At 38.6% G+C, this 25,273-nt stretch carries 25 protein-coding genes and 1 riboswitch; of the genes, 15 read left to right on the forward strand and 10 right to left on the reverse strand.

Annotated elements, in window-relative coordinates; translation table 11 throughout:
- Nucleotides 1-315: 315 nt before the first annotated feature.
- The gene (locus GTU69_RS15440) at nucleotides 316-1,518 is read right to left on the reverse strand and encodes an alkane 1-monooxygenase (RefSeq protein WP_166171795.1); all 1,203 of its coding nucleotides are present in this window, start codon (nucleotides 1,516-1,518) and stop codon (nucleotides 316-318) included.
- A 192-nt stretch (nucleotides 1,519-1,710) separates the two neighbouring features.
- Between GTU69_RS15440 and GTU69_RS15445 the strand changes: the two genes are divergently transcribed.
- Complete coding sequence (locus tag GTU69_RS15445) at nucleotides 1,711-2,634, forward strand: AraC family transcriptional regulator (protein ID WP_166171797.1); 924 nt, start codon at nucleotides 1,711-1,713, stop codon at nucleotides 2,632-2,634.
- 7 nt (nucleotides 2,635-2,641) lie between these two features.
- On the opposite strand, the gene lpxB is transcribed toward GTU69_RS15445, so the two are convergent.
- On the reverse strand, nucleotides 2,642-3,829 hold the full coding sequence (lpxB, locus tag GTU69_RS15450; RefSeq protein ID WP_166171799.1) for a lipid-A-disaccharide synthase: 1,188 nt from the start codon (nucleotides 3,827-3,829) through the stop codon (nucleotides 2,642-2,644).
- Between the two features lie 629 nt (nucleotides 3,830-4,458).
- Between lpxB and GTU69_RS15455 the strand changes: the two genes are divergently transcribed.
- The 3 genes from GTU69_RS15455 (at nucleotide 4,459) to GTU69_RS15465 (ending at nucleotide 7,155) form a co-directional block, all read left to right on the forward strand.
- Complete coding sequence (locus tag GTU69_RS15455) at nucleotides 4,459-5,349, forward strand: sulfite exporter TauE/SafE family protein (RefSeq protein ID WP_086197427.1); 891 nt, start codon at nucleotides 4,459-4,461, stop codon at nucleotides 5,347-5,349.
- A 127-nt stretch (nucleotides 5,350-5,476) separates the two neighbouring features.
- Complete coding sequence (locus tag GTU69_RS15460; RefSeq protein WP_180176592.1) at nucleotides 5,477-6,568, forward strand: 3-deoxy-7-phosphoheptulonate synthase; 1,092 nt, start codon at nucleotides 5,477-5,479, stop codon at nucleotides 6,566-6,568.
- A gap of 62 nt (nucleotides 6,569-6,630) precedes the next feature.
- Nucleotides 6,631-7,155 (forward strand): protein tyrosine phosphatase family protein, encoded by a 525-nt coding sequence (locus GTU69_RS15465; RefSeq protein ID WP_166171803.1) that lies wholly within the window; start codon nucleotides 6,631-6,633, stop codon nucleotides 7,153-7,155.
- Here GTU69_RS15465 and ispF read toward each other — a convergent pair.
- Nucleotides 7,143-7,634 (reverse strand): 2-C-methyl-D-erythritol 2,4-cyclodiphosphate synthase, encoded by a 492-nt coding sequence (gene ispF / locus GTU69_RS15470; RefSeq protein ID WP_086197430.1) that lies wholly within the window; start codon nucleotides 7,632-7,634, stop codon nucleotides 7,143-7,145. The genes GTU69_RS15465 and ispF overlap by 13 nt on opposite strands.
- Nucleotides 7,635-7,733: 99 nt before the next feature.
- Between ispF and GTU69_RS15475 the strand changes: the two genes are divergently transcribed.
- Nucleotides 7,734-8,384: a hypothetical protein gene (locus GTU69_RS15475; protein WP_166171805.1), complete on the forward strand. Its 651-nt coding sequence runs from the start codon at nucleotides 7,734-7,736 to the stop codon at nucleotides 8,382-8,384.
- A gap of 68 nt (nucleotides 8,385-8,452) precedes the next feature.
- Here GTU69_RS15475 and GTU69_RS15480 read toward each other — a convergent pair whose 3' ends face one another.
- The 6 genes from GTU69_RS15480 to GTU69_RS15505 all read right to left on the reverse strand — a co-directional run bounded on the left by GTU69_RS15480 (nucleotide 8,453) and on the right by GTU69_RS15505 (nucleotide 14,214).
- Entirely contained in the window at nucleotides 8,453-9,097 is a 645-nt protein-coding gene (locus GTU69_RS15480; RefSeq protein WP_166171807.1) for a flagellar biosynthesis protein, read from the reverse strand.
- A 110-nt stretch (nucleotides 9,098-9,207) separates the two neighbouring features.
- A complete protein-coding gene (locus GTU69_RS15485) occupies nucleotides 9,208-10,452 on the reverse strand; it encodes a D-amino acid dehydrogenase (RefSeq protein ID WP_166171809.1) in 1,245 nt (414 codons plus the stop codon).
- 148 nt (nucleotides 10,453-10,600) lie between these two features.
- Nucleotides 10,601-10,690: riboswitch (glycine riboswitch) on the reverse strand.
- Between the two features lie 175 nt (nucleotides 10,691-10,865).
- Nucleotides 10,866-11,411, reverse strand: a complete 546-nt coding sequence (locus tag GTU69_RS15490) for a GNAT family N-acetyltransferase (protein ID WP_166171811.1) — start codon at nucleotides 11,409-11,411, stop codon at nucleotides 10,866-10,868.
- A gap of 216 nt (nucleotides 11,412-11,627) precedes the next feature.
- Entirely contained in the window at nucleotides 11,628-12,722 is a 1,095-nt protein-coding gene (gene aroC, locus GTU69_RS15495; protein ID WP_166171813.1) for a chorismate synthase, read from the reverse strand.
- A 12-nt stretch (nucleotides 12,723-12,734) separates the two neighbouring features.
- Entirely contained in the window at nucleotides 12,735-13,745 is a 1,011-nt protein-coding gene (gene prmB, locus GTU69_RS15500) for a 50S ribosomal protein L3 N(5)-glutamine methyltransferase (RefSeq protein ID WP_086197436.1), read from the reverse strand.
- A gap of 103 nt (nucleotides 13,746-13,848) precedes the next feature.
- Entirely contained in the window at nucleotides 13,849-14,214 is a 366-nt protein-coding gene (locus tag GTU69_RS15505; RefSeq protein ID WP_166171815.1) for a lysozyme inhibitor LprI family protein, read from the reverse strand.
- 200 nt (nucleotides 14,215-14,414) lie between these two features.
- On the opposite strand from GTU69_RS15505, the gene GTU69_RS15510 reads away from it, so the two are divergent.
- The 7 genes from GTU69_RS15510 (at nucleotide 14,415) to GTU69_RS15540 (ending at nucleotide 21,331) form a co-directional block, all read left to right on the forward strand.
- The gene (locus tag GTU69_RS15510; protein WP_166171817.1) at nucleotides 14,415-14,720 is read left to right on the forward strand and encodes a hypothetical protein; all 306 of its coding nucleotides are present in this window, start codon (nucleotides 14,415-14,417) and stop codon (nucleotides 14,718-14,720) included.
- A gap of 200 nt (nucleotides 14,721-14,920) precedes the next feature.
- Nucleotides 14,921-16,294: an AarF/ABC1/UbiB kinase family protein gene (locus tag GTU69_RS15515; RefSeq protein ID WP_166171819.1), complete on the forward strand. Its 1,374-nt coding sequence runs from the start codon at nucleotides 14,921-14,923 to the stop codon at nucleotides 16,292-16,294.
- A 235-nt stretch (nucleotides 16,295-16,529) separates the two neighbouring features.
- On the forward strand, nucleotides 16,530-17,816 hold the full coding sequence (locus tag GTU69_RS15520; protein ID WP_171522041.1) for an acyl-CoA dehydrogenase family protein: 1,287 nt from the start codon (nucleotides 16,530-16,532) through the stop codon (nucleotides 17,814-17,816).
- Nucleotides 17,817-17,840: 24 nt separating this feature from the next.
- Nucleotides 17,841-19,040, forward strand: a complete 1,200-nt coding sequence (locus tag GTU69_RS15525; protein WP_166171823.1) for an acyl-CoA dehydrogenase family protein — start codon at nucleotides 17,841-17,843, stop codon at nucleotides 19,038-19,040.
- A 102-nt stretch (nucleotides 19,041-19,142) separates the two neighbouring features.
- A complete protein-coding gene (locus tag GTU69_RS15530; protein ID WP_166171825.1) occupies nucleotides 19,143-19,628 on the forward strand; it encodes a GNAT family N-acetyltransferase in 486 nt (161 codons plus the stop codon).
- Nucleotides 19,629-20,005: 377 nt separating this feature from the next.
- The gene (locus GTU69_RS15535) at nucleotides 20,006-20,548 is read left to right on the forward strand and encodes a type 1 glutamine amidotransferase domain-containing protein (protein WP_166171827.1); all 543 of its coding nucleotides are present in this window, start codon (nucleotides 20,006-20,008) and stop codon (nucleotides 20,546-20,548) included.
- Nucleotides 20,549-20,749: 201 nt separating this feature from the next.
- A complete protein-coding gene (locus GTU69_RS15540; RefSeq protein ID WP_166171830.1) occupies nucleotides 20,750-21,331 on the forward strand; it encodes a transglycosylase SLT domain-containing protein in 582 nt (193 codons plus the stop codon).
- A 273-nt stretch (nucleotides 21,332-21,604) separates the two neighbouring features.
- On the opposite strand, the gene GTU69_RS15545 is transcribed toward GTU69_RS15540, so the two are convergent.
- A complete protein-coding gene (locus tag GTU69_RS15545; protein WP_166171832.1) occupies nucleotides 21,605-21,838 on the reverse strand; it encodes a helix-turn-helix transcriptional regulator in 234 nt (77 codons plus the stop codon).
- An 80-nt stretch (nucleotides 21,839-21,918) separates the two neighbouring features.
- On the opposite strand from GTU69_RS15545, the gene GTU69_RS15550 reads away from it, so the two are divergent.
- The 3 genes from GTU69_RS15550 (at nucleotide 21,919) to GTU69_RS15560 (ending at nucleotide 25,148) form a co-directional block, all read left to right on the forward strand.
- Nucleotides 21,919-22,404, forward strand: coding sequence for a hypothetical protein (locus GTU69_RS15550; protein ID WP_205683558.1), 486 nt, complete (start codon nucleotides 21,919-21,921; stop codon nucleotides 22,402-22,404).
- A gap of 171 nt (nucleotides 22,405-22,575) precedes the next feature.
- The gene (gene avs1a / locus GTU69_RS15555) at nucleotides 22,576-23,763 is read left to right on the forward strand and encodes an AVAST type 1 anti-phage system MBL fold metallo-hydrolase Avs1a (RefSeq protein ID WP_166171834.1); all 1,188 of its coding nucleotides are present in this window, start codon (nucleotides 22,576-22,578) and stop codon (nucleotides 23,761-23,763) included.
- Complete coding sequence (locus GTU69_RS15560) at nucleotides 23,763-25,148, forward strand: trypsin-like peptidase domain-containing protein (protein WP_166171836.1); 1,386 nt, start codon at nucleotides 23,763-23,765, stop codon at nucleotides 25,146-25,148. Before avs1a ends, GTU69_RS15560 begins: the two co-directional genes overlap by 1 nt.
- Nucleotides 25,149-25,273 lie beyond the last annotated feature (125 nt).

Here is a 25,273-nt window from a genome sequence, read left to right on the forward strand (position 1 = left end):
AGATCTGACTCCTATCGTACATCACCTTGCTGATCTAAGAATTTTTTCTTTACTTCTATTTATTTTTTTTATTGCTGAACTTCCTGTTCCTGCATGATTTGGTCACAGGAAAAATCTATTACACTAATCCGTAAACACCTTAAATTCCTGTGTGCCATAACGTATAAAAATGATGAATTTTACATCCAAGCTATCAAGATCATTCATATATGTTCTTCAAAAAAGAACGGGAAATTTTCTATCTCTGTAAAAATAAGTGCTTTTTTAAATATATTTATTGATAGAAAATTTCCAAATAGAACAGCGCAGAATACTTTATAAAGACACACCGAACTTCTTGAATATGCTGGCACGGCGTTTTGGATGAATATTGGCTTTATTTAAATCACCTTTATAATGGTCGAATACACGTTTATCCATCATTTTAAACCAGAGCGATGGAATTAAAGCTGGTAATAACATGGTGGCATAACCACTTGGCAATTCAGGTGCTTCATCAAAGTGACGTAAGGCCTGAAATGGACGTGTCGGATAGGCATGATGATCGGAATGACGCTGCAACTGGTACAAAAACAGGTTGGTAGTAATATTGTTATTGTTCCAGCTATGCTCAGGCATGGTGCGTGTATAAGTTCCATCTTCCTTTTTGTCACGCATTAGACCGTAATGTTCAATATAGTTAATAATCTCAAACAAACTGATGCCATAAAAAGCCTGCGTGGCCAAATAAGGAATTACATCTTTACCAAATAATTTCAGCATGGCGGCATGGAAAGCGGCACTCATCGCCCAACCTTGAAACAGTTCATTTTCCTTGCTAAAGAAAGATAAGCCTTTACGTTTTAAACGGTTCTTTTCAATTTCAATGGACGATTTAATTCCACCAAATACCGTTCTTGGCCAAAACTCATAGAAGCTTTCACCCATTTTCGAAGAAGCTGGATCTTTAGGCGTTGCAGCACGCTTATGATGTCCATAAGGATGTTCAACCCGAAAGTGATTATAAAACAGCGGCGCTAATGTGGCATGGGCAAGATAATGATCCTTTTTATGTGGTCGATGCGACAGCTCATGCGCTGTATTCACGCCTACACCATTAATCGCGCCCATGGAAATACCGAGCAGTATCTGATCCAGAAAAGAAGTTTCTTTACGACTCACCACATAACCGGCAAAAAGATTGGCTGCCATCTGCAAAGGAATAAACAGTTTTACAATACGGTCATAATAAGGGTCGGCTACAAGTGACTTAATTTCTTCATCATCAGGATTATTACTGTCATCGCCCACAAGAGCATCAACCGTTGGAATAATCACATGCAGCAATAAAGGACCGCCCAAAGCAAAGATTTTTTTCGTGGCTTTAGGACCAAACTGATAGCCAGCCAAAATCCCCATACCGATCACCGGCAAACCGGGACTTAGCAGCCACCAATAACGCTTTTTGTCGAGGGCTAAGCCTGAAGCATTAGGCAGGGTCTGAAGTGTGGCTTGATTTAAATTTACTGGTGCATTCATGCTGGCGATCTTCCCTATTTTTTGTTCTAACGTTATATTTCTAGAAATAGGTCCTCAAGAACAGTTGTAAACGTCCAAAAAAGCTATGCAAACGTCCTTGGCATATCTAGCCAATATTTGACCTAAAAACACATGCGGATATCAATCAAGGCTTTTTATAATTTTTATTAGATGATGACAGAACGATAAGACATGGATGCCTTAAGTAAAATTTTTGACGATATTCATCTGAATAAATCTGAATACATTTATTTAAAACCGCAAGGTCACTGGGCTTATGCTTATCGGGAACAGGATGCCATGATTGGCTATGTGGTTCTGGTAGGCACACTCAACATTCAGTTTGAATCGCAAAAAATGCTGCAGCTCGAGGCGGGAGATTTAATCCTGATCCCTTCAGGGCAAAACCATACCTGCCGAAGTAATGACAAACACAATTTGGTTGAAGCACTTAATATTACCGGGCTTTTTGATGAAAAAAGGCAAGAAACCATTGAATTTGGAAGTACCAGCGGTGAACCTGCACTGATTCTAGCAATCCGTTGTCATATTGATACCATTATGGCTCGCCCCTTACTGAATGCCCTGCCCGACTATATCCATATTCAGCATATTACCGGCAGTACTGCCCCTGAATGGCTACAAATCGGATTACATTTTTTGGCCGTAGAAGCCTATCAAATTCGTCCGGGTCGCGACAAAATTCTCGATCATCTAGTGAGTATTCTTTTTATTGAATGTGTACGCGATTATATTGCCCAGTTGCAGGATTCAAATAACTGGCTACGGGCGCTTTCCCATACCGAACTGGCCAATGCTTTGGCGGCTATTCATGGTAAGCCTGATCAGGCCTGGACGGTAGAAAGTCTGGCTGAACAATGCTGCATGTCCCGTTCCAAGTTCGCCACCTTATTTAGCAGTATCGTAGGCGAAACACCGTTGGCCTATTTACAGCAATACCGTTTCCGTTTGGCATCGCAGCATTTACGTGAAGGACAACTGTCTATCCAACAAATTGCCCATCGCGTCGGTTATTCTTCTGAAACGGCCTTTAGCCAGACCTTTAAACGCCTGTTTAATTTAACCCCAAGCCAATATCGCCAGCAGTTCCAGTAAATCAGGCTTAATCAGATATACCAGCATTCAAGGTATTCAGAATAGCCTGAACCGGATCCTCACTATTGCCTGAAAGCAGCTGCTTATGCATGGTGATGTGCTGCATAGCCTGAATTTGTGCAGTTTCAACGTTCATCAGTTTTTCAATTTCAGCAGCCAGATTTTCTGGCGTTGCATCATGCTGAATCAGTTCCTGAATGACCTTTTTCCCGGCAATAATATTCGGCAACGAATAATATGGAATTTTGATCAGGAACTTGACCAAATGATAGGTCAGCCAGTTTAGTTTATAAAAAGTCACCATCGGACGGTGTAACAACATCGCTTCTAAAGTTGCGGTTCCCGAAGCCAATGCCACAATATTGGAAGCATTCATCACTTGACGGCCAATTTTCGATTCCGTATCAGTATTTTCCAGCAAACAGACTTTAGCCACCAAGTCAGCAGGATACTGTTGTAGCAATGCTTCAATCTGCTGCTTACGTGCATCATTAATCGCAGGAATCAGAAACATATATTCAGGGTACTTTTGACTGACGATTTTGGCAGCATCAAGCACCAAAGGACCCAGTCTTTCAATTTCGCCACGACGACTCCCCGGTAACAGTGCAATGTGCTTGTGTTCCACGTTCAAGCCCAGCTCTTGCTTGGCTTCAATCAGCGGATTTTGCAAAGGCAATTGACTGGCCAATGGATGCCCGACAAAAGCAGCTGGCACATCAAATTTCTTATAAAAGGTTTTCTCAAAAGGAAATAAACACAGTACCAGATCAATACTGGCTTTGATGCCATGTACCCGTCCCTGACGCCATGCCCAGACTGAAGGACTGACATATTGCACGGTTTTGATCGGTAAGTTTTTCTGTTTCAGACTTTTAGATAAACGTAAATTAAAATCTGGCGCGTCAATCCCGACAAAGACATCCACTGGCTCTTTGCTCCAGATGTCAAGCAAACCATCACGCACGGCGAAAAGTTTTTTCAGATCTTTTAAAACTTCCACAATGCCCATAACAGACAAAATATCCATCGGATAATAGCTTTTGAAACCTTCAGCAATCATCTGTGGACCACCGATGCCTTCAAATTCGGCATCTATGCCTTGCTCACGAAAACTACGGATCAGTTTAGCGCCAAGGGTATCGCCTGAAACCTCACCAACCACCATTCCAATTTTTAGTTTTCTATTTTGCAAGTGTTTTTCCCCATACGTCCTGCGGCTGAATAGTTTAATATTTTAGCATAGTCCTTTATCTTTACATGACTAAGCATTAATCTCTTCAAACTATAGCAAAACAATAAATTTAAATGCCGTGTTGGGAAAAATTTGCGTTCGATACAAACATGGCTTCAGCAGGAAATTCTAAAATCTTTTCAGACACAGTGGCGATAGATCAACAAACATTTTATTTTCAGCCTAATATTTTTCATTAATGTTCTGGTTTTCAAGGACAAATCGCTTCATGGATATTTCATGAAAAAAATAGACTGCAAATTGTGACTATATGACCTATATGAATAGTTCCACTATAAAAAAGGCTATCGAAACTTTTTGTGAAAATGCATCACATAACAGTAGCCCAGATAGTGTCTAAGTTGAACTGCTATATAATCAACTTCCATTATTCCGATCTCTATTTCAAGAATTCATATCCTGCTGAATTTTCAATATTTAATTTTAATCAGACAAAAATATTAACGCACAACATAAGAAAATAAAATCCCGCTTTATCTCTTTTTAGAATAAGCAAATCAATAATCAAGACAACGACTTATATGAAAAAGTCATAACATATGCACGTTTTTGATATTTGGCATATAACCATGTTTGGTCCATTAGAATTTATTTTAGCAGGTGTTTTGGTTGGTTTCTGCGTTGGGATTACAGGTGTCGGTGGCGGTTCTTTAATGACTCCTATCCTGATTAGCCTGTTTAGAATCGAACCACATATCGCCATTGGAACAGACTTGCTATATGCCGCTATTTCAAAATTCTGCGGGTCTTTAGTTCATGCAAAAAAAATGAATATTGTTTGGCCGATTGTCATCTGGCTTGCTGTAGGCAGTATTCCTGCCTCATTTGCAACGCATTGGGTACTAGAAAACTATCTCAGCCAATCCAGTAGCTATAAAGCTGTCTTAACCATGGTCCTAGGCTTTATGTTGACCCTGACCGGTGTTTCTATCGTATTCCGTGGTCATATTGAACAATTTTTTAACAAGCTGCGTAAAGATGTACCTGTTGATATGACGCAGGATCTGGAAAAGGTTAACTTACAAGCCAAAGACAAACGTGCTTATATCGTGATTATGGGCATTGTATTGGGAATATTCGTTACCTTATCTTCAGTCGGTGCTGGTGCATTCGGTATTATGGCACTGGTTTTGATGTTCCCGAATTTACCCATGATCCGGATTATTGGTTCCGATGTGGTGCATGCTGTATTGTTGACTTTGGTTGCAGGACTTGGGCACATGAGTTCAGGTAATGTCGATTTACACTTGCTTGGCTGGTTATTGGTTGGTTCCATTCCTGCAATTGTAGTAGGTACTTTGATTAGTTCCCGCTTGCCGGAAAAAATTATCCGTAAGATTCTGGGCATTACCTTGTTTGCCTTAGGTATGAATTTCATGCTGCATCCAGTCAAGGCAAAACCTGTGGCGAAACCGGCTACCGCACAAGTGATCAGCATTGAAAAAACTGCACATGTTTAATTTAACTATACGATTCATCACTTTTTTTTGACCTATATATTGATCTTTTTTATAACATGGTGAATGTATATTCGTGTTATATTCAGGGGATGAAATAATTTTTTGTATGATCGAACCAGTGACGGCAATGAATACACTACAGTCAAAACCTATTACACAATCTGACATCGACGACGTGAATGTACAAAGCATTCAGCCTCTTGTAACTCCTGCAGAATTAAAAAAAGAGTTACCTTTGACTGAGCAAGCCTATCAAACCGTCCTTAAAGGCCGTGAAACTATTCGCAATATCCTGGATGGTAAAGACAAACGCCTGTTTGTCGTCATTGGTCCTTGCTCAATTCATGACACCGTGGCTGCACATGAATATGCCGATCGTCTCAAAGTTTTAAGCGAAAAAGTTAAAGATAGCCTTTATATCGTCATGCGTGTCTATTTTGAAAAACCACGCACCACGGTAGGCTGGAAAGGTTTGATTAATGATCCTGACATGAATGACTCTTTCAATATTGAAAAAGGTCTGCGTATTGGTCGTCAGCTTTTGGTTGAACTGAACGAGAAAGGATTACCATGTGCGACTGAAGCACTCGATCCAAACTCGCCACAATATTATCAAGACCTGATTTCATGGTCAGCAATTGGTGCCCGTACCACTGAAAGCCAGACGCACCGTGAAATGTCTTCAGGTTTATCTTCACCTGTAGGCTTTAAAAATGGTACTGATGGCGGCTTGACCGTTGCAACCAATGCCATGCAGTCGGTGAAACATGGTCACAGCTTCCTCGGCCTGAATGATCAGGGTCAGGTTTCTGTCATTCGTACCAGCGGTAACCAGTACGCACACGTAGTACTTCGTGGCGGTAATGGGAAGCCTAACTACGATGCAGGTTCTGTTGCAGAAGCTGAAAATGCCTTGGCCAAAGCCAAAGTCAGCAACAAGATCATGATTGATGCCAGCCATGCCAACTCCAACAAAGACCCGTACCTGCAACCGCTGGTACTGAAAAACATCACTGAACAGATTCAGGATGGCAACAAGTCGATTGTGGGCATTATGGTTGAAAGTCATCTGAAAGGTGGTCGTCAGGATATTCCTGAAAATCTGGACAATCTGGAATATGGCAAATCGGTGACTGACGGCTGTATCGATTGGGAAACCACTGAAAAAGCCCTGCTCGATATGCATGAAGCATTGAAAGACGTTTTACCAAATCGCTAAGAGCTAAAACGCCATCTGACCAGATGGCGTTTCTACTTTAACATTAGGAAAAATTTTATCTGATGAATGAAATTGAACATGCACTCAGTCATATCAAAAATTTCCAGTTTATTCACGAGCATCTATTCACTTCTGCCCAGCCTAAGGCGGAACAGCTAAAGCTGATTAAAGAATACGGTGTAACCACAATTGTGAATTTGGCCTTGTCTGACGCCGAGCCGCATTTAGATCATGAAGATAAAGTTTGTTTAGATTTAGGCTTAAATTATATTAAGCTGCCCATTTCAGCAGAAACACCTTCTGATGACCAATGTTTACTGGTATTGGACCTGCTCAATCATCTAGTACAAGAACAGATGGTTTGGGTTCACTGTGCAACCAACCATCATGTCAGCTGTTTAATGTATTTATACCGTCAATATTATATGAATGTAGACATGCCTACAGCGCAAGAACTGATGCACAGTATTTGGGAACCGAATGAAACCTGGATCGGCTTAATTCATGCAGTAGCCCTACAACTGCAAGGTCGCAAAGCTACCCAGGAACTACAGCAGTCGCTGATCCATCCAGATCATTTTGCCTGATGCGAAATCAACACTGTTGCAGTCGATAAAATACCTTCTTCACGTCCGGTAAAGCCTAATTTTTCTGTGGTTGTGGCTTTAACGCTAATTTGTGTAACATGCACATCCAGAACATCTGCAATACTTTGACGCATTTCCAGATTATATTTGGCCAGTTTTGGACGTTCACAGGCGACCGTAATATCTGCATTATTTAACACATAACCACGATCTAAAATCAGTTGATAGACATGTTTAAGTAGAACGCGACTATCTGCTCCCTTAAATTTTGCATCGGTGTCGGGAAAATGCTGTCCGATATCGCCCAGAGCCAATGCCCCCAATAATGCATCACAGAGTGCATGCAATACCACATCACCATCTGAATGGGCTTTTAAGCCTTGGTTATGTGGAATCTTGACCCCCGCTAAAGTAACAAAATCACCTTCTTCAAAGGCGTGTACATCCATTCCCTGACCAATTCGAATTTGTGCGACCACGTTAAGCATCCTTAAGAAATAAATGATTGAGATGTTGTATTCACGCTTTCTATTTCGCTATAGTTACAGCAGCGCAACATAGTGAAATTATAAGCGATCATGCTGGTGAATACCGATATTAATCTCATTAAAACATTAGGCACATTATTCAGTATTGGCTGTTTGTGCTCAACCATGGTATATGCTCAAGACATTGACTGTACACAGCCTGATACAGCCTCAATGAAAAATATTTGCGCTGACAGTTTTGCAAAATCACGAGAAAAACTCTCTAATCACTATATCACGGCTTTTTTAGTCAGCGATGCGCCGGTACATTTACTCGAAGATACACACCGTTTATGGTTTAAGCGCTTACAGCAATGTAAAAGCCTGGACTGTTATAAGCAGCAATTTGAAATACGCATTGAAGATCTGAATTTTTATACCTCATTGAACCAGACTTTGACCAATCATTATTTAAAATTTGAAAAGGGTCAATTTGCCCATCAACCGGTACATTTACAGGTACATCAACTGACCAAAGATAAAATTAAAATTGAGGGCGTGGCCTACCGCAACCCGAACAACAAATTAGAAACTCAAACGATTCCTTTTTTAGCCTATACCACAGCTGATCAAAAAAGCGAGATTGTCGATAACGAACACGATTGCAAATACCATTTCGATTTTAATAAAGCACTTTTATCGATTACAACCAAACAAAAAGGCTGTGAACGGTTTGCAGGTATATACCGGCTGTATGATTAAAAAGATTGAAGTTATTAAATAAAAAGACAGAGGTATGATGCCTCTATCTTTTTATTTAAAGGGCTACTTTACTTCAACTGATCGACCAGACGGCTTTCATAATCATTTAAAGCTTCATTCATTGTTGCAATCCATCGTGAGCCAGTCGCCATTACAGTCGGTTTGGATATTTTTGTATACGTGCGAATAGGCTGTTTAGTGCTATTGGCATCATAAATTTCAGTTTCAATTTCAGTATTCAAGGTAATGTATGAAAAGCCGGGTTGCATCCATGACCAAAACTTGTTTACTTTAACCGTTAACACCAAATCTGGATTTTGAACTTGTGCTGCTGGTACAACTTTATAGCCTGAGCGCAGCAAAGCAGATTCAATGCGTTTTTCGAACACGGAAACTACCGTTTCATCTCTTAAGAAAATGTCCCCCATGGCTTTACCATAACCATTACGTTTACGGGCAATCGCTTTCGCTTTATCTGAGGCTGTCGCTTGCTGTAATCCACCTTTGAGCGAAGGAATATTGGCCTGTTTGGGCTTTTCTTCAAATACACGTTTATCTTCGACTATTTTAATAACCGCAGTTTTAAGACCACTTTCCTGTGTATTGATCTGCTTCACTGGTGATTCCAGAGATACCAAGCCACGGGTAGAAACACACCCTGTCATCCCCACAATTAAAACTGAACTTAATACAATTTTTGAAAAAATATTCATAATTATCTATTATTTTAAAGTGATAAGAATCAAATTATCATACCATATTCAAATAATGAATCTTTATGTATTCAAAAGCATGAAGCCAATAACTCCATGCTTTTATATGATCAAACAGGATGCTGTGAAGCGATTTGCTGACTAATCATCACCGCTGTCGCTGCTGATAAAGTCCAGCCTAAATGACCATGACCGGTATTGTAAAAAACCCGTTCACGGCGACCCCGACTGACCATCGGCATCATGTTGGGCATCATCGGACGTAAACCTGCCCAAGGTACAACATTTTCAGTACTCATATTGAAATTCTTGTTGACCCAATCTGTCAGCGGTTGAATACGGTCTGCGCGAATATCCCGGTTATAGCCATTAAACTCAGCCGTACCTGCAACACGCAGACGATCAGCACCTAAGCGTGAAGTCACAATTTTAGCACTTTCATCCAGCAAACTTACCCACGGCGCATTTTTGACACTATCTTCATCATTCAGATAAAGGGTAATAGAATAGCCTTTCACAGGATAGACATTGACCCGATCACCCAGTAAATTTGCCAACTGATAGCTTCCCACACCACCACAAACCACTACGGCATCAGCTTCCTGTGATTCCACCACAGCTGCATCTAGGTGCATATTTTCATTGCTGGCATGGTAAAACACAGTAACACCTTTGTTATGGTGTTTTACATCCGTGACTTCCATACCAAACAGGTATCTTACCCCATACTTTTCAGAGGCTTCAGCCAAACCTTTGGTGAATTTATGGATATCGCCGGTCGCGTCTCCAGGGCAATAAAAACCGCCATAATATTCACCTTTCAAGCTTGGTTCTATGGCTTGGATTTCTGCAGGAGTAACTGCCATTCTTTCCAGTCCACCCTTGATCAGCAGATCATTCACTTTAGTGGCGATCTCATAATCTAATTTGGTGTGGTAAAAATGTAAAATCCCACGTTTTTCCAGATTGAACTGAATATTTTCTTTTTCAGCAACTGCAAATAAGCGCTCACGCGCTAAAAGTGCCATTTTAACGGTATCACGAGTATTGGTTTCATAATGTTTAATATTACCCAGAAACTCCATTAGCCAGCCATATTTATGCAGATCAAAAGATGGGTTGAGTAATAATGGTGCATTTTTATTGGACATCCACTTAATACCTTTCAGTACGGTGGCTTTTTGATTCCAGACTTCTGCGTTACAGGCAGAAAGTTGTCCGCCATTGGCAAATGAAGTTTCCATGGCAGGATACAAATGCTTATCCAAAACCGTGACTTTATAGCCTAAATTGGCGAGCTCGTAGGCAGTGGTAACACCCGTAATGCCTGATCCAATCACAACAATATGACACATAGCACACTCCTTGGAAATGTAGATCTACATTTCTATGCGCCCCATCTGTCATGGTTACCTGAGAGCTTCGATCACATCGTTATAATCAATAACGCCGACCATCCCCTTCGGTGAGCATATATTTTTCTATGCTTCTCTCCAGATTTTTAAAATTATTACAGTCCTTTTGCCTGAGAGTTTCCGGGGTCGTTGCTCCTTCGGCGTGTTCACAGAAGAACATCTCTCCTGCAATAATCATTTATATTAATATGAGCAATTTTTATACCATGTGCGAGCACTAAATTGATTGATTTGTTAAGCACAGTTATCACACTATAAATAGACATATTTTTCAAGTACTTAAAACCAAAACCAGTTTAGTTAAATGATATAGCTTAGGCTATTATTTTAAGGTTATGTACTGTTTTGAGTACTTAACTTATACTACTGAGCACCGACTTTGACATCTGTTGTAATTGCAAATCAATCAAGGGTTGTCCTACATTGGCATGAATGGGATAAGGTTCGGTATGCTGCGTTTTAGCATAACCACACCGTGCATAATATTGAATCAGCTCTGTTCTGCTATCCAGCACCCACATTTCATAATGACTTAATGTAGGAAAGTGTTCTACTGCCATTTTCTCAGCATATTTTAAAACATGTTTGCCAATACCCTGATTTTGCCAAGCTGAAGCTACACAAAAAGTGCCTATTTCCACCCTATTCTGCTGAAAAGTTAAGCCGATACATGCCACTAAATGCATTTGCCCATCTTCTATAACTTCAGCTATATACAGATAAAAATTCTCTTGTGCCAAGGTTTGCTTTAGCTGCTGGGCATTAATCCGGTCTCCAGCAATAATATGCTGCTCACTGGTCCAGCTAGAACCTGTATTGGTACGATAGGCCTGATTGATCAACGCAACAAGAGTTTCAACATCATTGGCATTTGCCAGTCTATATTTTAATGCTTTCATTTTTTTCTAAAAATTTCTGTTTCATAGAAATTACCACAAATAATAGATAAAAAATCAGGCAATAAAAAAAACCAGACTTGATGTCTGGTTTTTTTTATTGAATCATAAAAAGCACATTACTTACTGCATTCGGGCAAAGCAGTGCTTTGTTTCTATTTATAGTTCATAGCTGACGCTATTCACCCACTGCGTTCGAGCAAAGCAGTGCTTTGCTCTTCACTTAGGCTCAATCGGAGTAAACGGCGCAACCACATCGGCATTTTGTGCACGATGACGCATGAAGTGATCCATGAGTACAATCGCAAACATCGCTTCAGCAATCGGAGTTGCACGCACGCCTACACACGGGTCATGACGGCCTTTGGTCAATACATCGGTATCTTCACGGTCGATATTAATGGTTTTACCCGGAGTGGTAATACTTGCAGTTGGTTTCAGTGCAATTGCAACACGAATGGTTTGACCACTTGAGATTCCACCCAGAATGCCGCCAGCATGATTTGCCAGGAAGCCAGCTGTGGTCAATTCATCACGTGATTCATGACCAAACTGTTCAGCAACCGCAAAACCATCACCAATTTCAACACCTTTAACAGCATTAATAGACATCATGGCATGCGCAATATCTGCATCCAGACGGTCAAATACCGGCTCACCCCAACCCACAGGCACATTCTCGGCAAGAATTTCCAGCTTCGCACCGCAGCTGGTACCTTGTTCACGTAATGAAGTCACTAAAGCTTCAAAACGTGGTACGGCATCCACATCACCACAGAAGAATGGATTATTTGGAACTTCATTCCAATCCAGTTTTTCAGCTTTTTCAGTGCCAATCTGGGTCACGTGACCACGAATCACGATACCAAATTTTTCAAACAAGAATTTCTTGGCAATGGCACCCGCAGCTACACGCATAGCCGTTTCACGTGCGCTTGAACGACCACCGCCACGGTAGTCACGGAAACCATACTTTTGGGTATAGGTATAGTCAGCATGACCTGGGCGGAATGTTTGCGCAATATTGCCATAATCTTTCGATTTCTGGTCGGTATTACGAATCAGTAAACCAATCGATGTACCTGTGGTTTTACCTTCAAAGACACCGGAAATGATTTCGACTTCATCCGGTTCTTTACGCTGGGTCGCAAATTTAGAGGTACCCGGTTTACGGCGGTCTAAATCTTTTTGTAAATCTGCTTCAGTCAGTTGTATCCCTGGCGGTACCCCATCGACAATCGCCATCAGGCCAACGCCATGAGATTCACCGCAAGTCGTTACACGGAACAGTTGTCCAATACTATTACCTGCCATGTTGACAACTCCTTATGCTTGAACAGATTGTACAAATAAATCACGGTATTTACGGCACTGCTCTGCAGTTAAAGCAAAAATGCCTGAACCACCATTCTGGAAAGTGAGCCAATGGAAATCTACAGTATTAAAGTTCTGTTTCATCGCCCATTCAGAATTGCCCACTTCAATGACAATCAAGCCATCTTCAGTCAGGTAATCCGCTGCTTGTGCCAGCATTTTACGCACCAGATCCAGACCATCCTGACCTGCTGCAAGTGCAAGCTCAGGTTCATGCAAGAATTCCGCAGGTAAATCCGCCATATCTTCTGCATCCACATACGGAGGATTAGATACGATTAAATCATATTGATTCTCAGCAGGAATTTTTGCAAATAAGTCGGATTCCATCAATGCAACCTGATATTGCATGTTGTGATGTTCAGCGTTAATAGAAGCCACTTCTAAAGCTTCTTTAGAAATATCGGTGGCATCCACTTCAGATTCAGGGAATGCATAAGCCAGAGCGATTGCAATACAGCCTGAACCGGTACACATGTCTAAAATGCGACGCGGTGTTTGCGGATGCTCATTTTCAGGAAGATTGTTTAAAGCTTCACGCATCTGACCATGCTCATCCAGGCAGTAAGGTGCAAAGCGCTGATTAATCAATTCGGCAATTGGAGAACGTGGAATCAGTACACGCTCATCAACATAAAATGGTTTACCGCAGAAATAAGCCAGATTTAATAAATAAGAGGTTGGCACTTTCTCGTTAATGCGGCGTTCCAGCAAGCTGATAAATTCTGCTTTTTCACTTGGCAGCAATTTCGCATCTAAAATTTCCGGGTTGGCATTCCAGTCCAATGCCAGTGTTTGCAGAACCAAAGCCGAACTTTCAGCAAAAAAATCTTCTGTACCTTGACCTAAGTGTGCATCGTATTGACGTAGAGCTGAAACACCAAAACGGATAAAATCGCGAATTGTGCTTAGGTTTTCAGCGGCTTCCTGTAAATGTTCAGGGCTAATAGTCAGTTGATCCACTTAAGGCATCTCCAAGGTCAATTTTTAAAACGCCTTATGATACCTTGTTTTGTGGGGTTTTATAATGTTTCGACCAGATTAAAAACAAATATCTAGGGCGAATTTATTTGGTCTGGTAATAGTAAGTACGCTCCATTGTCATTTCGAGTACACACTTGGATTGTTTAACGGCCATATAGGCAGACGTTACTTTTAAATAACATTTTTGATCTACACGGTTAAGCCAAAGTTTATGCCGTTGCTCTATACTACTTTGATTAACCACATTCTTGCTTATATAGCCCTTATACGCTTTATTTAAAAGTTTTTCCTGATTTTTCAGTTCTTTTTCGACACACTTTTTGACTGTTCCAATTTCACCATAAGAAGTGTTGAGACATTTATTATATTCGTCAGAATAGCCTTGAGCTAAAACTGAATTTGACCAGAAAGCAGCCAGACTCAGCATCACTGATATTGCTAATCGCATAATATTCCCCTGCCCTAAAAGACTTAATATCAAATACTATTATTGTGTTTATGTCGTGATACTACATCAATCATGTGCAAATTCCTATAACTCGATCATTTATCCCCCCACTCAAAAAAATCATTCATATTGCATATTGAATCTGGCTAAAATAGCCCCATATATTTTCAATTCTTTTTCTACAAAATATTTTTATTGTTATGAGCTACAAACACAATAATTTAATGGCGATGCGTGAAAACTACTGGAATGATACCAATTCTGCACAGGTACAGAAGGAAAAAAAATTCTTTCAACAAACACTACTGGAACAGGCAATTCATAGCAGCCCATCAGAAGATGATGCCAAATATCTGTTTTTTAGTTTGCCGAGTATCGTTATTGTTAAAGGTTATGCACTAGGCTTTCAGCATGACACGGTTCAGGCCATGATTTTTAAATACATTCAAGACAATAAAAAATTGTTACAGCAAAAAGGTGATATCAAAATTCAATTTCGGATGTAAATACCAGCACAGTATTGAAGCTTGAGTCCATCGGAATAGCGATTTTAGTTAAGCACCCTATTATATTTTGATGGAAAATAAATTAAATTAAACATATTTACTCTCCATTCAGCATGTTGAACTTTTTTAATACGTGAATAAACGGTAATATCCGTTACAATTAAATATTCTGCGACTTGCTGATTAAAGGATTTTGTTTAATGTCAGATCAGAACGATAAGCTTAAACAACTTAAAACCTCTTCCATGGATCGACGCTTATCTATCGCTAAAGCATCATTACTCGCAGGAACGCGTTGGGCTGCATCAAGTGCAACCACCATATTTTCAAGCGAAGCAGAAAAAGAAAAAAAACGTAAAAAAGCCATGAAGGAACAAGCTGACTATCTAGTTTCTGAAATCGGCAAATTGAAAGGCTCGATTGTGAAAATCGGGCAAATGATGGCACTCTATGGCGAACATTTTTTACCTGAAGAAATTACCCAAGCTTTAAATACCTTAAACAATCAGACTGTTGCACTTGCATGGCCGGCCATCAAACAACAACTGGAACAGCAACTCGGCTCTAAGCTGCATGATTTGACCATAGACCGTGAACCTTTGGGCACAGCCTCTTTAGCCCAGGTACACCGCGCCACACGCAACTCAGATGGTTTGGAAATTGTATTAAAGATTCAGTATCCAGGCGTCGCTGATGCGATTGATTCAGATATGAGCCTATTTAGAAACATGCTCAAACTGACCCGTATGGTGCCGCAAACCCGTGAGTTTGATCAGTGGTTTGATGAAGTTCGTGAAATGATGCATCGTGAAGTCAATTACAAGATTGAAGCCGCGACCACTCGCCGTTTTGCCGAACGTTTAAAAGATGATTCTCGTTATATCGTCCCACAAATTGTGGATGAATATTGTACCGATCAAGTGCTGTGCATGACTTTTGAGCGTGGAGTGCCGATCAACAGCCCGGTCATGCTCTCTCTTCCTCAAGAACGTCGTAACCAGTTAGGCGAAGCATCTCTCGAGATCGCAGTTCGTGAGATTTTTGAATGGGGTGAAATGCAGACTGATCCAAACTTTGGCAATTATCTGGTCCGTTTGGGAGATGGTGCAGAAACTCAAGACCAGATTGTATTACTGGATTTCGGGGCCATCCGCCAGTTTGATGAACATTTGCTGAAAGTCGCTCGTAATCTGATCAAAGCCGGTTATGATCACAATATCGATGAAATGGTTCATGCCATGACCGGTTATGAATTCTTTGATTCTATTCCGCAAAGTATCAAGCCAGATATGGCTAAAGTGTTTTTATTAGCCACTGAAGCCTTTAGCAGCATTATGAATAATCCAGACTTACCTGAAGGTGTGATGGATGCAAATCAGCGCTATGACTGGAAAAAAAGCCAGCTTCATAGCCGTGTCATGCAACGTGCTTCCAAATCGATGGCATCGCGTTATTTCAGTGTGCCACCTAAAGAGTTTATGTTTATTAGCCGTAAATTCATTGGTGCTTATACCTTCATGACCGTCATTGATGCAAAAACCAATGTACGGAAAATGGTGGCGAATTTTCTATAAGCTGTGTAAAGACTAGAATGATGTCTTGTCATTCTAGTCAATTTTCATTTTTCATACCAAGTTTTACTTATAATAAAATAAATAATATTCAATAATTTAATCAAATTTAAATTGATTTTTAACCGTTTATCCAAGTCAATTTTAATTGTCAGCGATGACATAGTCATTTCGATATCCACATGTCAGCATAAAAATATAAAGAATCGAAAATCGATGGATGACAAAAATGACCAATATGGTAAACAAAGCTCAAGGACTTGGGCTATCACTCATTACTCGAATTGCGGGTAGCGATGTACTTGATCGATTCAAACTGCGTAAATTTCTGGAAAAATCTCTCTATCAAAGTTCAAAAATGGGTTTTAAAACCTTAAGCAAAACCCAAAAAGTTTTTAAAGCCAGCTCCGGTGTCAGTAAGCAACGTTTGCCCAATCAACCGAAATCACTCTTTGATTTAAGTTTGACTGAAGAACAGCAAATGAGCTGTGATGCGATGGATCAGTTTGCATCCGAAGTGCTTTATCCACTGGCAGCTCAGGCAGACAATAACGAACAATTTCCTGCAACGCTTTGGCAACATGCAACAGACTTGGGACTAAATTATTATGCTTTGCCTGAAGCCTTGGGTGGAGTGGCCACCGAAAAAAATATTTTAAGCAATATTTTGATTGCAGAACATTTGGCCAAAGGTGATTTCAGCTTAACTGCCGGATTACTTTCAACCTTTAGCGTGATTAATGCCATTACACAATGGGGTTCTGAAAAAGTTCAGGCGACCTATTTGTCCAGCTTTGCAAATGATGCAGAGATACACGCCACCTTTGCCATCCAGGAAGCCACTCCTGCATTTAATCCACTGAAATTAAAAACCAAAGCCAGTTCAATCAATGGGCAATACTATATTAATGGCGAAAAAACCTTGGTGATTTTAGGTAAAACTGCAGATCTGTTTCTAGTCAATGCTGAGTTCAATGGCTCGCCAGAAGTATTTATTGTTAAACGTGATCGCAGTATTACGGCTCAAAAAAGTCCGGCTATGGGTCTAAAAGCAACCGAAACCGTTAGCTTAAAATTCCATAATACGCCTGCTGAACTGTTAGGTGATGATGACTTTGATTATCTGGCATTTTTAGATCTGGGAAACTTAATGTGGTGCGCCATGGCTGTTGGAACTTGTGAAGCCATAAAAGCCTATTGCATTGAATATGCCAATCAACGTACTGCTTTTGGCGAACCTATTTCACATCGCCAAAGTGTCGCTTTTATGATTGCGGATATGGCGATTGAAATTGATGCCATGCGCATGCTGATTTTAAATGCCGCCAGCCTGGCTGAAGCAGGAAAACCCTTCCATCGTGAGGCTTATCTAGCACGTCTACTTTGTGTTGAAAAATCCATGAAAATTGGTACTGATGGTGTACAAATTCTGGGTGGCCATGGCTTTACCAAAGAACATCCGGTTGAACGCTGGTATCGTGACTTACGTGCCACTGCGATCTTACATTCAGGCTTACATGCTTAATCTATCCAATAAGGAATGATGCAGATGAATTTACAAAATCCTAAAAAATTTAAAATGTTGATAGATCAAGCACATGAATCAGCTTTAAATGTATTACGACCGATTTCACGTAAATATGACAAAGCCGAACACAGCTACCCCAAGGAACTCGACATGTTTGCCTCCCTCATTGATGGCATGAATGATGGTGGCGAAGGCATCAATGCCGGTGCTGCAGTGGGCAAACGTGGCTATGCAGATTCAGGCAACAAAAATGGCGTCAATATGTCTACGGTACTTGGCGTAATCGAAATGTGCTATGGTGATACCGGTTTATTGCTCAGCATGCCACGTCAAGGTTTAGGTAATTCGGCGATTGCAGCCGTTGCCAATGATGAACAGCTGGAGCGATTTAAAGACACATGGGCGGCCATGGCCATTACGGAACCCGGCTGTGGTTCAGACTCTGCTGCTATTCGAACTACAGCGACAAAAGACGGTGACCATTACATCTTGAATGGTGAAAAAATTTTCGTCACCTCAGGTGAGCGTGCCGATGCTGTAGTAGTCTGGGCAACATTGGACAAGAAACTCGGCCGTGCTGCGATTAAATCCTTTGTCGTTCCTAAAGGAACGCCTGGAATGAAAGTAGAACGTCTTGAACATAAACTGGGTATCAAAGCATCCGATACGGCTGTTATCAGCTTTATTGACTGCCGTGTACCTAAAGAAAATCTGTTGGGCCATGCTGAAATTGATGTCGCCAAAGGTTTCGCAGGCGTCATGGAAACTTTTGACAATACCCGCCCCCTAGTTGCTGCCATGGCAGTCGGATGTGCCAAAGCCTCATTGGAAAGAATTAAGGAAATTTTCAAAAATCAGCTGGATGAAAATTACCAAACACCCTATTTGCAGACCTCACATATTGCAGCGCAGATTTACCGTATGGAAGCAGAATGGGAAGCTGCACGTTTACTCACCATGAAAGCAGCCTGGATGGCTGACAATAAAAAGCCAAATTCACGTGAAGCCTCCATTTCCAAAGCCAAAGCAGGCCGTATCTGTAATGAAATTACCTTAAAATGTGTCGAACTTGCAGCAAGCGTGGGCTATAACGAAGAGGAATTGTTAGAGAAATGGGCACGTGACTCAAAAATTCTTGATATTTTTGAAGGTACTCAACAAATTCAGCAACTGATTATTGCTCGACGTGAGTTAGGCAAAAATTCCAGTGAATTAAAATAAATTTGTCGCTTTTTTCTACGCATAAAACCGGACAAAAGATGGATTTTTATTAGATATCGCGTTATAAAAATCCATCTCCTTTTATTTTACTCATTGAGTTTTATGTACCAGATCAGACCTATTCAACCCCAAGACAATGCTGAAATTGCACAGGTTATTCGTGAAGTTTCTAAAAAATTTGGCCTTGCTCCTGAATCTGGTTTTGCTGTAGCCGATCCTATTTTAGATGATTTATATACAGTTTATCAGCAATCAAATGCCCAATACTGGGTAATTGAAAATCAACAGGGTAAAATTCTGGGTGGCGGTGGCTTATCACCTTTAAAGGGTGATTCTACAATTTTAGAAATTCAGAAAATGTACTTTTTACCTGAAGTTCGAGGCTTAGGTTTCGCCAAACAACTTTTAGCAAAAGCCTTTCAGTTTACACAGCTGCATGGTTTTCAATCATGTTATCTGGAAACCACCAAGGAACTTTGGCAAGCAGTGAAACTCTATGAAAAATTAGGTTTTCAATATTTAGATCAACCTAAGGGAAACACCGGACATAGCCATGCCTGTGAAATCTGGATGGAAAAACAACTATAATCGGTCTTATTTTATTGTTTTATATAAAAAATCCTATTCATTTAACTCATCAGGGTTATTAAGCTTTAATTAATACCTTGTTGTCTACTTTGACTTACACTGAAAATATTTATTAACTTCTACAGCATATCGAGTCATAAATTTATGCTAAAAGCATAAGGAAACACGAAGTTTCCTTAATAAAAAAAATAAACGATATAAGCAAGAAGCTAAAAGAGAAGTTAATCACCCTCATAAGATAAAATAGGCCTCATCTAGCTATGAGGCTTATTTTTTAATATTTTCAAACCTTAACAAGAATAAGCCAAAAATTGTACAGCTTCATTGAGTCGTTTTGTTAATGTCAAAGCTTATCTAAATGATTCAGGATCATTAACATGACTAAAAAAGCATTATTCATAACTTCCAATGTCGGTGTTGAACAAGATGAACTGATCAAACCCCTTGAATTTCTACAATCTAAAGGAATTGAAGTCATTCATGCTGCAGAAGAGCAAAAAGATGTCCAAACTGTCAAGAGAGATAAAGAACATGCTATGGCTTACACTCCACAAACAACTTTGGCTAAAGTCTCTCCAGAAGATTATGATATTTTAGTCATCCCAGGAGGGACAGTAAATGCTGATACGTTACGCTTAAATGAAGATGCTCATAAAATTATTCAGCACTTTACCGATAATGCCAAACCGATTGCTGCTATTTGTCATGGACCATGGACCTTAATCAATGCACAGCGAATTAAAGATAAAAATTTAACCTCTTATAAAAGTATCCGGTTAGATTTGGAAAATGCGGGTGCCAAATGGTTAGATAAAGAAGTACATCGATGCAATACCAATAATTGGCCTTTAATCACATCACGATCTCCAGATGATATTCCTGCATTTAATCAGGCAATTTTGCAGGAACTAGATCATTAAAAATATTTTTAAGTGAAAAGTCTCATTCAATTAATGGGACAATTTGTTTATCATTTAAATAATTGAATTATTTTTAATTATAAATTGAGATCAGAGAAATATTTATCACATTGATCTAATCCATCAAAATGTCAGTGCTTGACTCATCCTATTCAGCCCACTAGCATAACTGCAATAAAATTTTACTTTGGGTTTTTGACTTTGTTTTTTACACAGCATTTCTCATATTTATCCTCAAAAAAATCTAACTATCATTTATTTACATTTAAATCCGTAGCTATCATTGTTACTACTCTCACTTTTGTCGGGTGTACTTCTTTAAATAGTAATTCAATTGCTAAACGATCTGAAAAATTATCTACAGGTATACAAAAAGCCTATTCAGTTGAACCAGCTACTGCAAACCGCGTTTCTCCCATGATTATTCAAAGTGCAGACAAATATAATGTAGATCCAATATTATTGGCTGCGGTGATTCGACAGGAATCAAGCTATAGAAACTCTATAATTTCGCCTGCTGGGGCAGTCGGATTAACTCAAGTCATTCCACATTATTGGCAACAAACTTGTCCAGGTGACTTATACAATGAAAGCAGTAATATCCAATGTGGGACTTATATTCTTTCTAAATATAATCAATCATCCGGTAACTGGAAGAAGGCACTTGCCTATTATAATGTAGGTCCGTCAGGTTATGAGAATAATCGTAAAATGCGTAAACAAGGTAAACTGTATGCTAAACAGGTAAAGCAACATCAAAAGAATCTAAAAAATGCTTTATAAACGCTAAATTGTTATTCGAAACCCAGTTTTGGGGCTTTTTTATTATTTCCTAGATTCTCAAATGAAGTGCAACAGGGATTAAATTATGAGAAAGTTGCAGATATTATTTTTAAATCTAACAATTTATTTTCAATTTTTTCATATAGATATAACAAAGCATGATCTAACATTATCAGCTCAACTACTATAATGTATATATCATTGATTTTAGTCCACCCATTACATTTATCGGCAGTCCACTAATTTCACTTCAAAACTTGCCACTAAAAAATCTTACTGCTCAAAACAGCATACTAAAAAATCATCAATAGATTTATCTAAAGCTGATAGCCAATCATGCAATTCTAATATATCAATTCTTCTGTCTAGGTTTTCAACTTTAGCTATGTATGATTGTGGCTTTTTTAAGGATGTAGCAAGTTCTACCTGAGTAATATTTTTCAACTCACGTATTTTAATTAATTCTTTGATCAAGTTTTTGTATCGAGGGTCATGTATTGAGCTCATAGCCCAAGATGTTGTACTATTAATGAAATTATCCCAAAATAGGATAATTTCATGTTCAATTGTCTATTCGGTATATCTATATGTCTACAAATCATCAGCTTAAAAACTGTTTGTTTGATTTTTTATCAAATAGAACATTCTCAGGCTATGAGTTTAAAGACTTAAGAACGCTTTTCATCAGTCAGTATCCTGAATTTAGTGCTAAAAAATATTATGCAAAAATTTATCAAATAATCAGAGAGCTAGCTTCAATAAATCTAATATCAATCGATAGCCGATTATGCACTTATAAGTACTCTTCAAATTATGAAAATATAGATATATTGAATTTAATTGCTATGAATCAATTCAATAGCGATATCAAAAGTGATCTTGCACTTGAAAGTAATAGGGTTATCACTGAAATTAAGAAGATAAATAATGAACTTTCTATTTATCAGCGTTATCTTCAACGATTTCCAACACTTTCAGAAATAATTCATAGTTTGATCAAAAAAAAAGAAAGTGAAATTAGTTTGCTAAAATGTGAATTGACTGCAATAAAAAATATGATAGAAGCCTTTTAGGTTTTTATCATAGAAAAAATTAAAGATTTTTGATCTCAGTTCATTAAGTTACGAGTAAGTATTGTATTCTTATAAATCAAAATTTTTTAGTGGTTTACTCCATCTATTATTTTAAAATTTAGATCAAAAGTAGTAATAAAGTTCAAAATTTATAGCATAACTGAGGGAAAAATGTTTCAGATTAAAATGTATCCAGCTGGGAATGGAGATGCTTTTTTAATATGTACAGATACAACAAATATCCTAATCGATGGTGGTTATGCAAGCTCTTTTGTGCAGCACATTGAAAGTGATTTAAAAGAGCTAAATTCAGCAAATCAATCTCTAGAACTTGTCATTACAACTCATATTGATTCTGATCATATAGGCGGAATACTTAAGTTCATAGGTTTAAATGGGACTTCTTCACAACCATCAATTATTCCTATTAGTAATATTTGGCACAATAGTCTACGTAGCATAACTACACCTATTGCAGAGCCGTTAAACTTAGAAAAAAATCTTGGTTTACTTGAATCTATTAACGACAGAGGCCACCCTAAAAATGAGTTAGATAAAAAGAGTGGTGAGGTAATAAGTGCTCAACAAGGTAGTACATTGGCAAGATTAATTCATGAAGGTGGATATTGTTGGAATAATAGTGATGGAACAAAGAGTATATCTAAGGAAAATTTTGAATCATTCCCTATAACGGGAGGATTGATTCGAGTTTTATCACCATCTCAAGAGTCTTTAAATTTTTTATTACGTGAGTGGGTGAAGCAATTAAAAAAATATGGTTTTAAGGGCTCAATCACTTCTGGTGAGCTTATCGATGATGCATTTGAATTTATGTTAGAGCATATGAAAGATGTGAATAGAAAAGCTCCAAGAACAATTTCTGCAACAACACGTAAAAAGCTTTATGAAATTTATCAACCAGATGACTCACCTACCAACAAGAGCTCTATAGCTACAATCATTGAATTAAATGATATTCGAATTCTAATGTTGGCGGACGCATGGGCTGAAGACATAATACAAAGTCTTCAAAAATTAAAAGACGAAGGACATTCTATGATGTTTGATGCTATTAAAGTTTCACATCATGGAAGCTATCGTAATACTAGTCCAGAATTACTAACGCTTGTAGATTCACCAATTTATTTTGTTTCATCTAATGGGAATAAGCACGATCATCCAGATATCGAAACGCTTATAGCTATAGTAGATAGACCTTCAACATTTTCTAGAACAATTTATTGCAACTATGCTACTAATGCTTCTGCAGAACTAAAAGACTATCAAACCACATCAGGAGCTCAATTTTCTGTGATTGAAAATGCCTGTGACTGGATTACATTTACAGGTAATAAATAATGTTAGAAAGTACAATCAAACTTGCAGTATGTAAAATTAAATGTGGAACTGAATCTGGTTCAGGTTGGCTAATCAAACAGAATATTGTATTAACCGCATACCATTGTGTAGAAAATGCCATTAATGATGGAAACCCTATAGAGTTAGAGTTCAATTTTTCTGGAAGTTCAGAAGATTTTTCTGCTGAAATTATAGACTATGATGAAGACTTAGATATTGCGCTGCTTTCATTAGAAAAAGTTGTCGAGTATGAACCAATTCCTTTTCGTGATGCTCTGCCTATGGAGAGTAAAGAATTTTATTCCTATGGTTGGCCAGTTGATAAACTAGAAATAGGTCACAAATTAACGGGATCGATATTACAAATACTTACTTCTTTGAAATTAGGCAATGATATTGAAATCAACATTGACCCATCCAACTCGCTTGGTGACTATAGTGGTCATTCTGGAGCACCACTTATATGTGATGGTATATGTATCGGAATAATTCGATATTCGATAGAAAATACGATTGGTGCAATATCAATCTTTAGAATTAGAAAATTTCTAATAAAAAATAATATTTTTGAAGAAGAGCTAATAGACAAAGGTTTGGAAACACCAAAATTAGCTTCAAGAACTGAGTTTAATGAGAGTTTTGATAATTTTGTAATTAGTAATAAGGGTAAATACATCTTTTTAGAAGGTGCTCATGGTATTGGAAAGTCTACATTCTGTATGACTTATAAAACTCAAAATCCTTCAATTGAGTATTTTAATACTTATAGTTTTACGCACAACAGAGATATTATAAATGTAGCTCATCTAGCACAACCAGTTGAATTTGTTAATTGGCTTAACATGCAAGTTTCAATGTTAGTTAATGGAAGCACTGGAGTTGCATCGAAAGATGAGTATTCTAAACTAATTATGCAAACTCAGAATGTAATACAAGTGCTAGGTCGTTATTACAGTTCTATTGATAAAATTGGCGTACTTTTTATTGACGGTTTAGATGAAATTGAAAAACAGGATAGAGAACTGCTTAAAAAATTCCTTGGGCTATTACCTCAAATCATTCCATCTAGTCTAGTTATAATTCTTTCTGCGCCAAGTTATAGACAATATTCCGAGCTTTTAGGAGCTAAATTAAGACAAGAGTCTTGTATTGCTTTACCTTCTTTGTCTTACGAAACCACCCAAAGATTTTGTGTAGCAACATTGGCTGAAGAGCGGTGTGATCCAGAAATTATTAAACTTATCTGTGACAAGGCTGAGGGTCATCCTCTATACCTTCGATATTTAATTGATTTGGTCAATAATGGTAAGAGTGATGATATTGTTGAATTACCTTTACTGGAAGGCAATATTCTTAATTACTATGAATCTTTGTGGTATGAATAGCCACTAATTTTGTAGACACCTTTTAGTTAGATAATGGACTGCCACCACTCTCCTAGACAAATATCGTCTATTCTTTTTGCATAGGAGAGAACATTATGAGTGGACAACGATACACCCCAGAATTT

Origin of the sequence: Acinetobacter sp. SA01 (assembly GCF_011319235.1) — a bacterium.
Classification (GTDB): domain Bacteria; phylum Pseudomonadota; class Gammaproteobacteria; order Pseudomonadales; family Moraxellaceae; genus Acinetobacter.

What these genes read in the sequence shown, in the direction of transcription:
- GTU69_RS15440 (WP_166171795.1), bottom strand. Translation starts at nt 1,518, where the DNA reads ATGAATGCACCAGTAAATTTAAATCAAGCCACACTTCAGACCCTGCCT.
- GTU69_RS15445 (WP_166171797.1), top strand. Translation starts at nt 1,711, where the DNA reads ATGGATGCCTTAAGTAAAATTTTTGACGATATTCATCTGAATAAATCT.
- GTU69_RS15455 (WP_086197427.1), top strand. Translation starts at nt 4,459, where the DNA reads ATGTTTGGTCCATTAGAATTTATTTTAGCAGGTGTTTTGGTTGGTTTC.
- GTU69_RS15460 (WP_180176592.1), top strand. Translation starts at nt 5,477, where the DNA reads ATGAATACACTACAGTCAAAACCTATTACACAATCTGACATCGACGAC.
- GTU69_RS15465 (WP_166171803.1), top strand. Translation starts at nt 6,631, where the DNA reads ATGAATGAAATTGAACATGCACTCAGTCATATCAAAAATTTCCAGTTT.
- GTU69_RS15475 (WP_166171805.1), top strand. Translation starts at nt 7,734, where the DNA reads ATGCTGGTGAATACCGATATTAATCTCATTAAAACATTAGGCACATTA.
- GTU69_RS15480 (WP_166171807.1), bottom strand. Translation starts at nt 9,097, where the DNA reads ATGAATATTTTTTCAAAAATTGTATTAAGTTCAGTTTTAATTGTGGGG.
- GTU69_RS15485 (WP_166171809.1), bottom strand. Translation starts at nt 10,452, where the DNA reads ATGTGTCATATTGTTGTGATTGGATCAGGCATTACGGGTGTTACCACT.
- GTU69_RS15490 (WP_166171811.1), bottom strand. Translation starts at nt 11,411, where the DNA reads ATGAAAGCATTAAAATATAGACTGGCAAATGCCAATGATGTTGAAACT.
- aroC (WP_166171813.1), bottom strand. Translation starts at nt 12,722, where the DNA reads ATGGCAGGTAATAGTATTGGACAACTGTTCCGTGTAACGACTTGCGGT.
- GTU69_RS15505 (WP_166171815.1), bottom strand. Translation starts at nt 14,214, where the DNA reads ATGCGATTAGCAATATCAGTGATGCTGAGTCTGGCTGCTTTCTGGTCA.
- GTU69_RS15510 (WP_166171817.1), top strand. Translation starts at nt 14,415, where the DNA reads ATGAGCTACAAACACAATAATTTAATGGCGATGCGTGAAAACTACTGG.
- GTU69_RS15515 (WP_166171819.1), top strand. Translation starts at nt 14,921, where the DNA reads ATGTCAGATCAGAACGATAAGCTTAAACAACTTAAAACCTCTTCCATG.
- GTU69_RS15520 (WP_171522041.1), top strand. Translation starts at nt 16,530, where the DNA reads ATGGTAAACAAAGCTCAAGGACTTGGGCTATCACTCATTACTCGAATT.
- GTU69_RS15525 (WP_166171823.1), top strand. Translation starts at nt 17,841, where the DNA reads ATGAATTTACAAAATCCTAAAAAATTTAAAATGTTGATAGATCAAGCA.
- GTU69_RS15530 (WP_166171825.1), top strand. Translation starts at nt 19,143, where the DNA reads ATGTACCAGATCAGACCTATTCAACCCCAAGACAATGCTGAAATTGCA.
- GTU69_RS15535 (WP_166171827.1), top strand. Translation starts at nt 20,006, where the DNA reads ATGACTAAAAAAGCATTATTCATAACTTCCAATGTCGGTGTTGAACAA.
- GTU69_RS15545 (WP_166171832.1), bottom strand. Translation starts at nt 21,838, where the DNA reads ATGAGCTCAATACATGACCCTCGATACAAAAACTTGATCAAAGAATTA.
- GTU69_RS15550 (WP_205683558.1), top strand. Translation starts at nt 21,919, where the DNA reads ATGTCTACAAATCATCAGCTTAAAAACTGTTTGTTTGATTTTTTATCA.
- avs1a (WP_166171834.1), top strand. Translation starts at nt 22,576, where the DNA reads ATGTTTCAGATTAAAATGTATCCAGCTGGGAATGGAGATGCTTTTTTA.
- GTU69_RS15560 (WP_166171836.1), top strand. Translation starts at nt 23,763, where the DNA reads ATGTTAGAAAGTACAATCAAACTTGCAGTATGTAAAATTAAATGTGGA.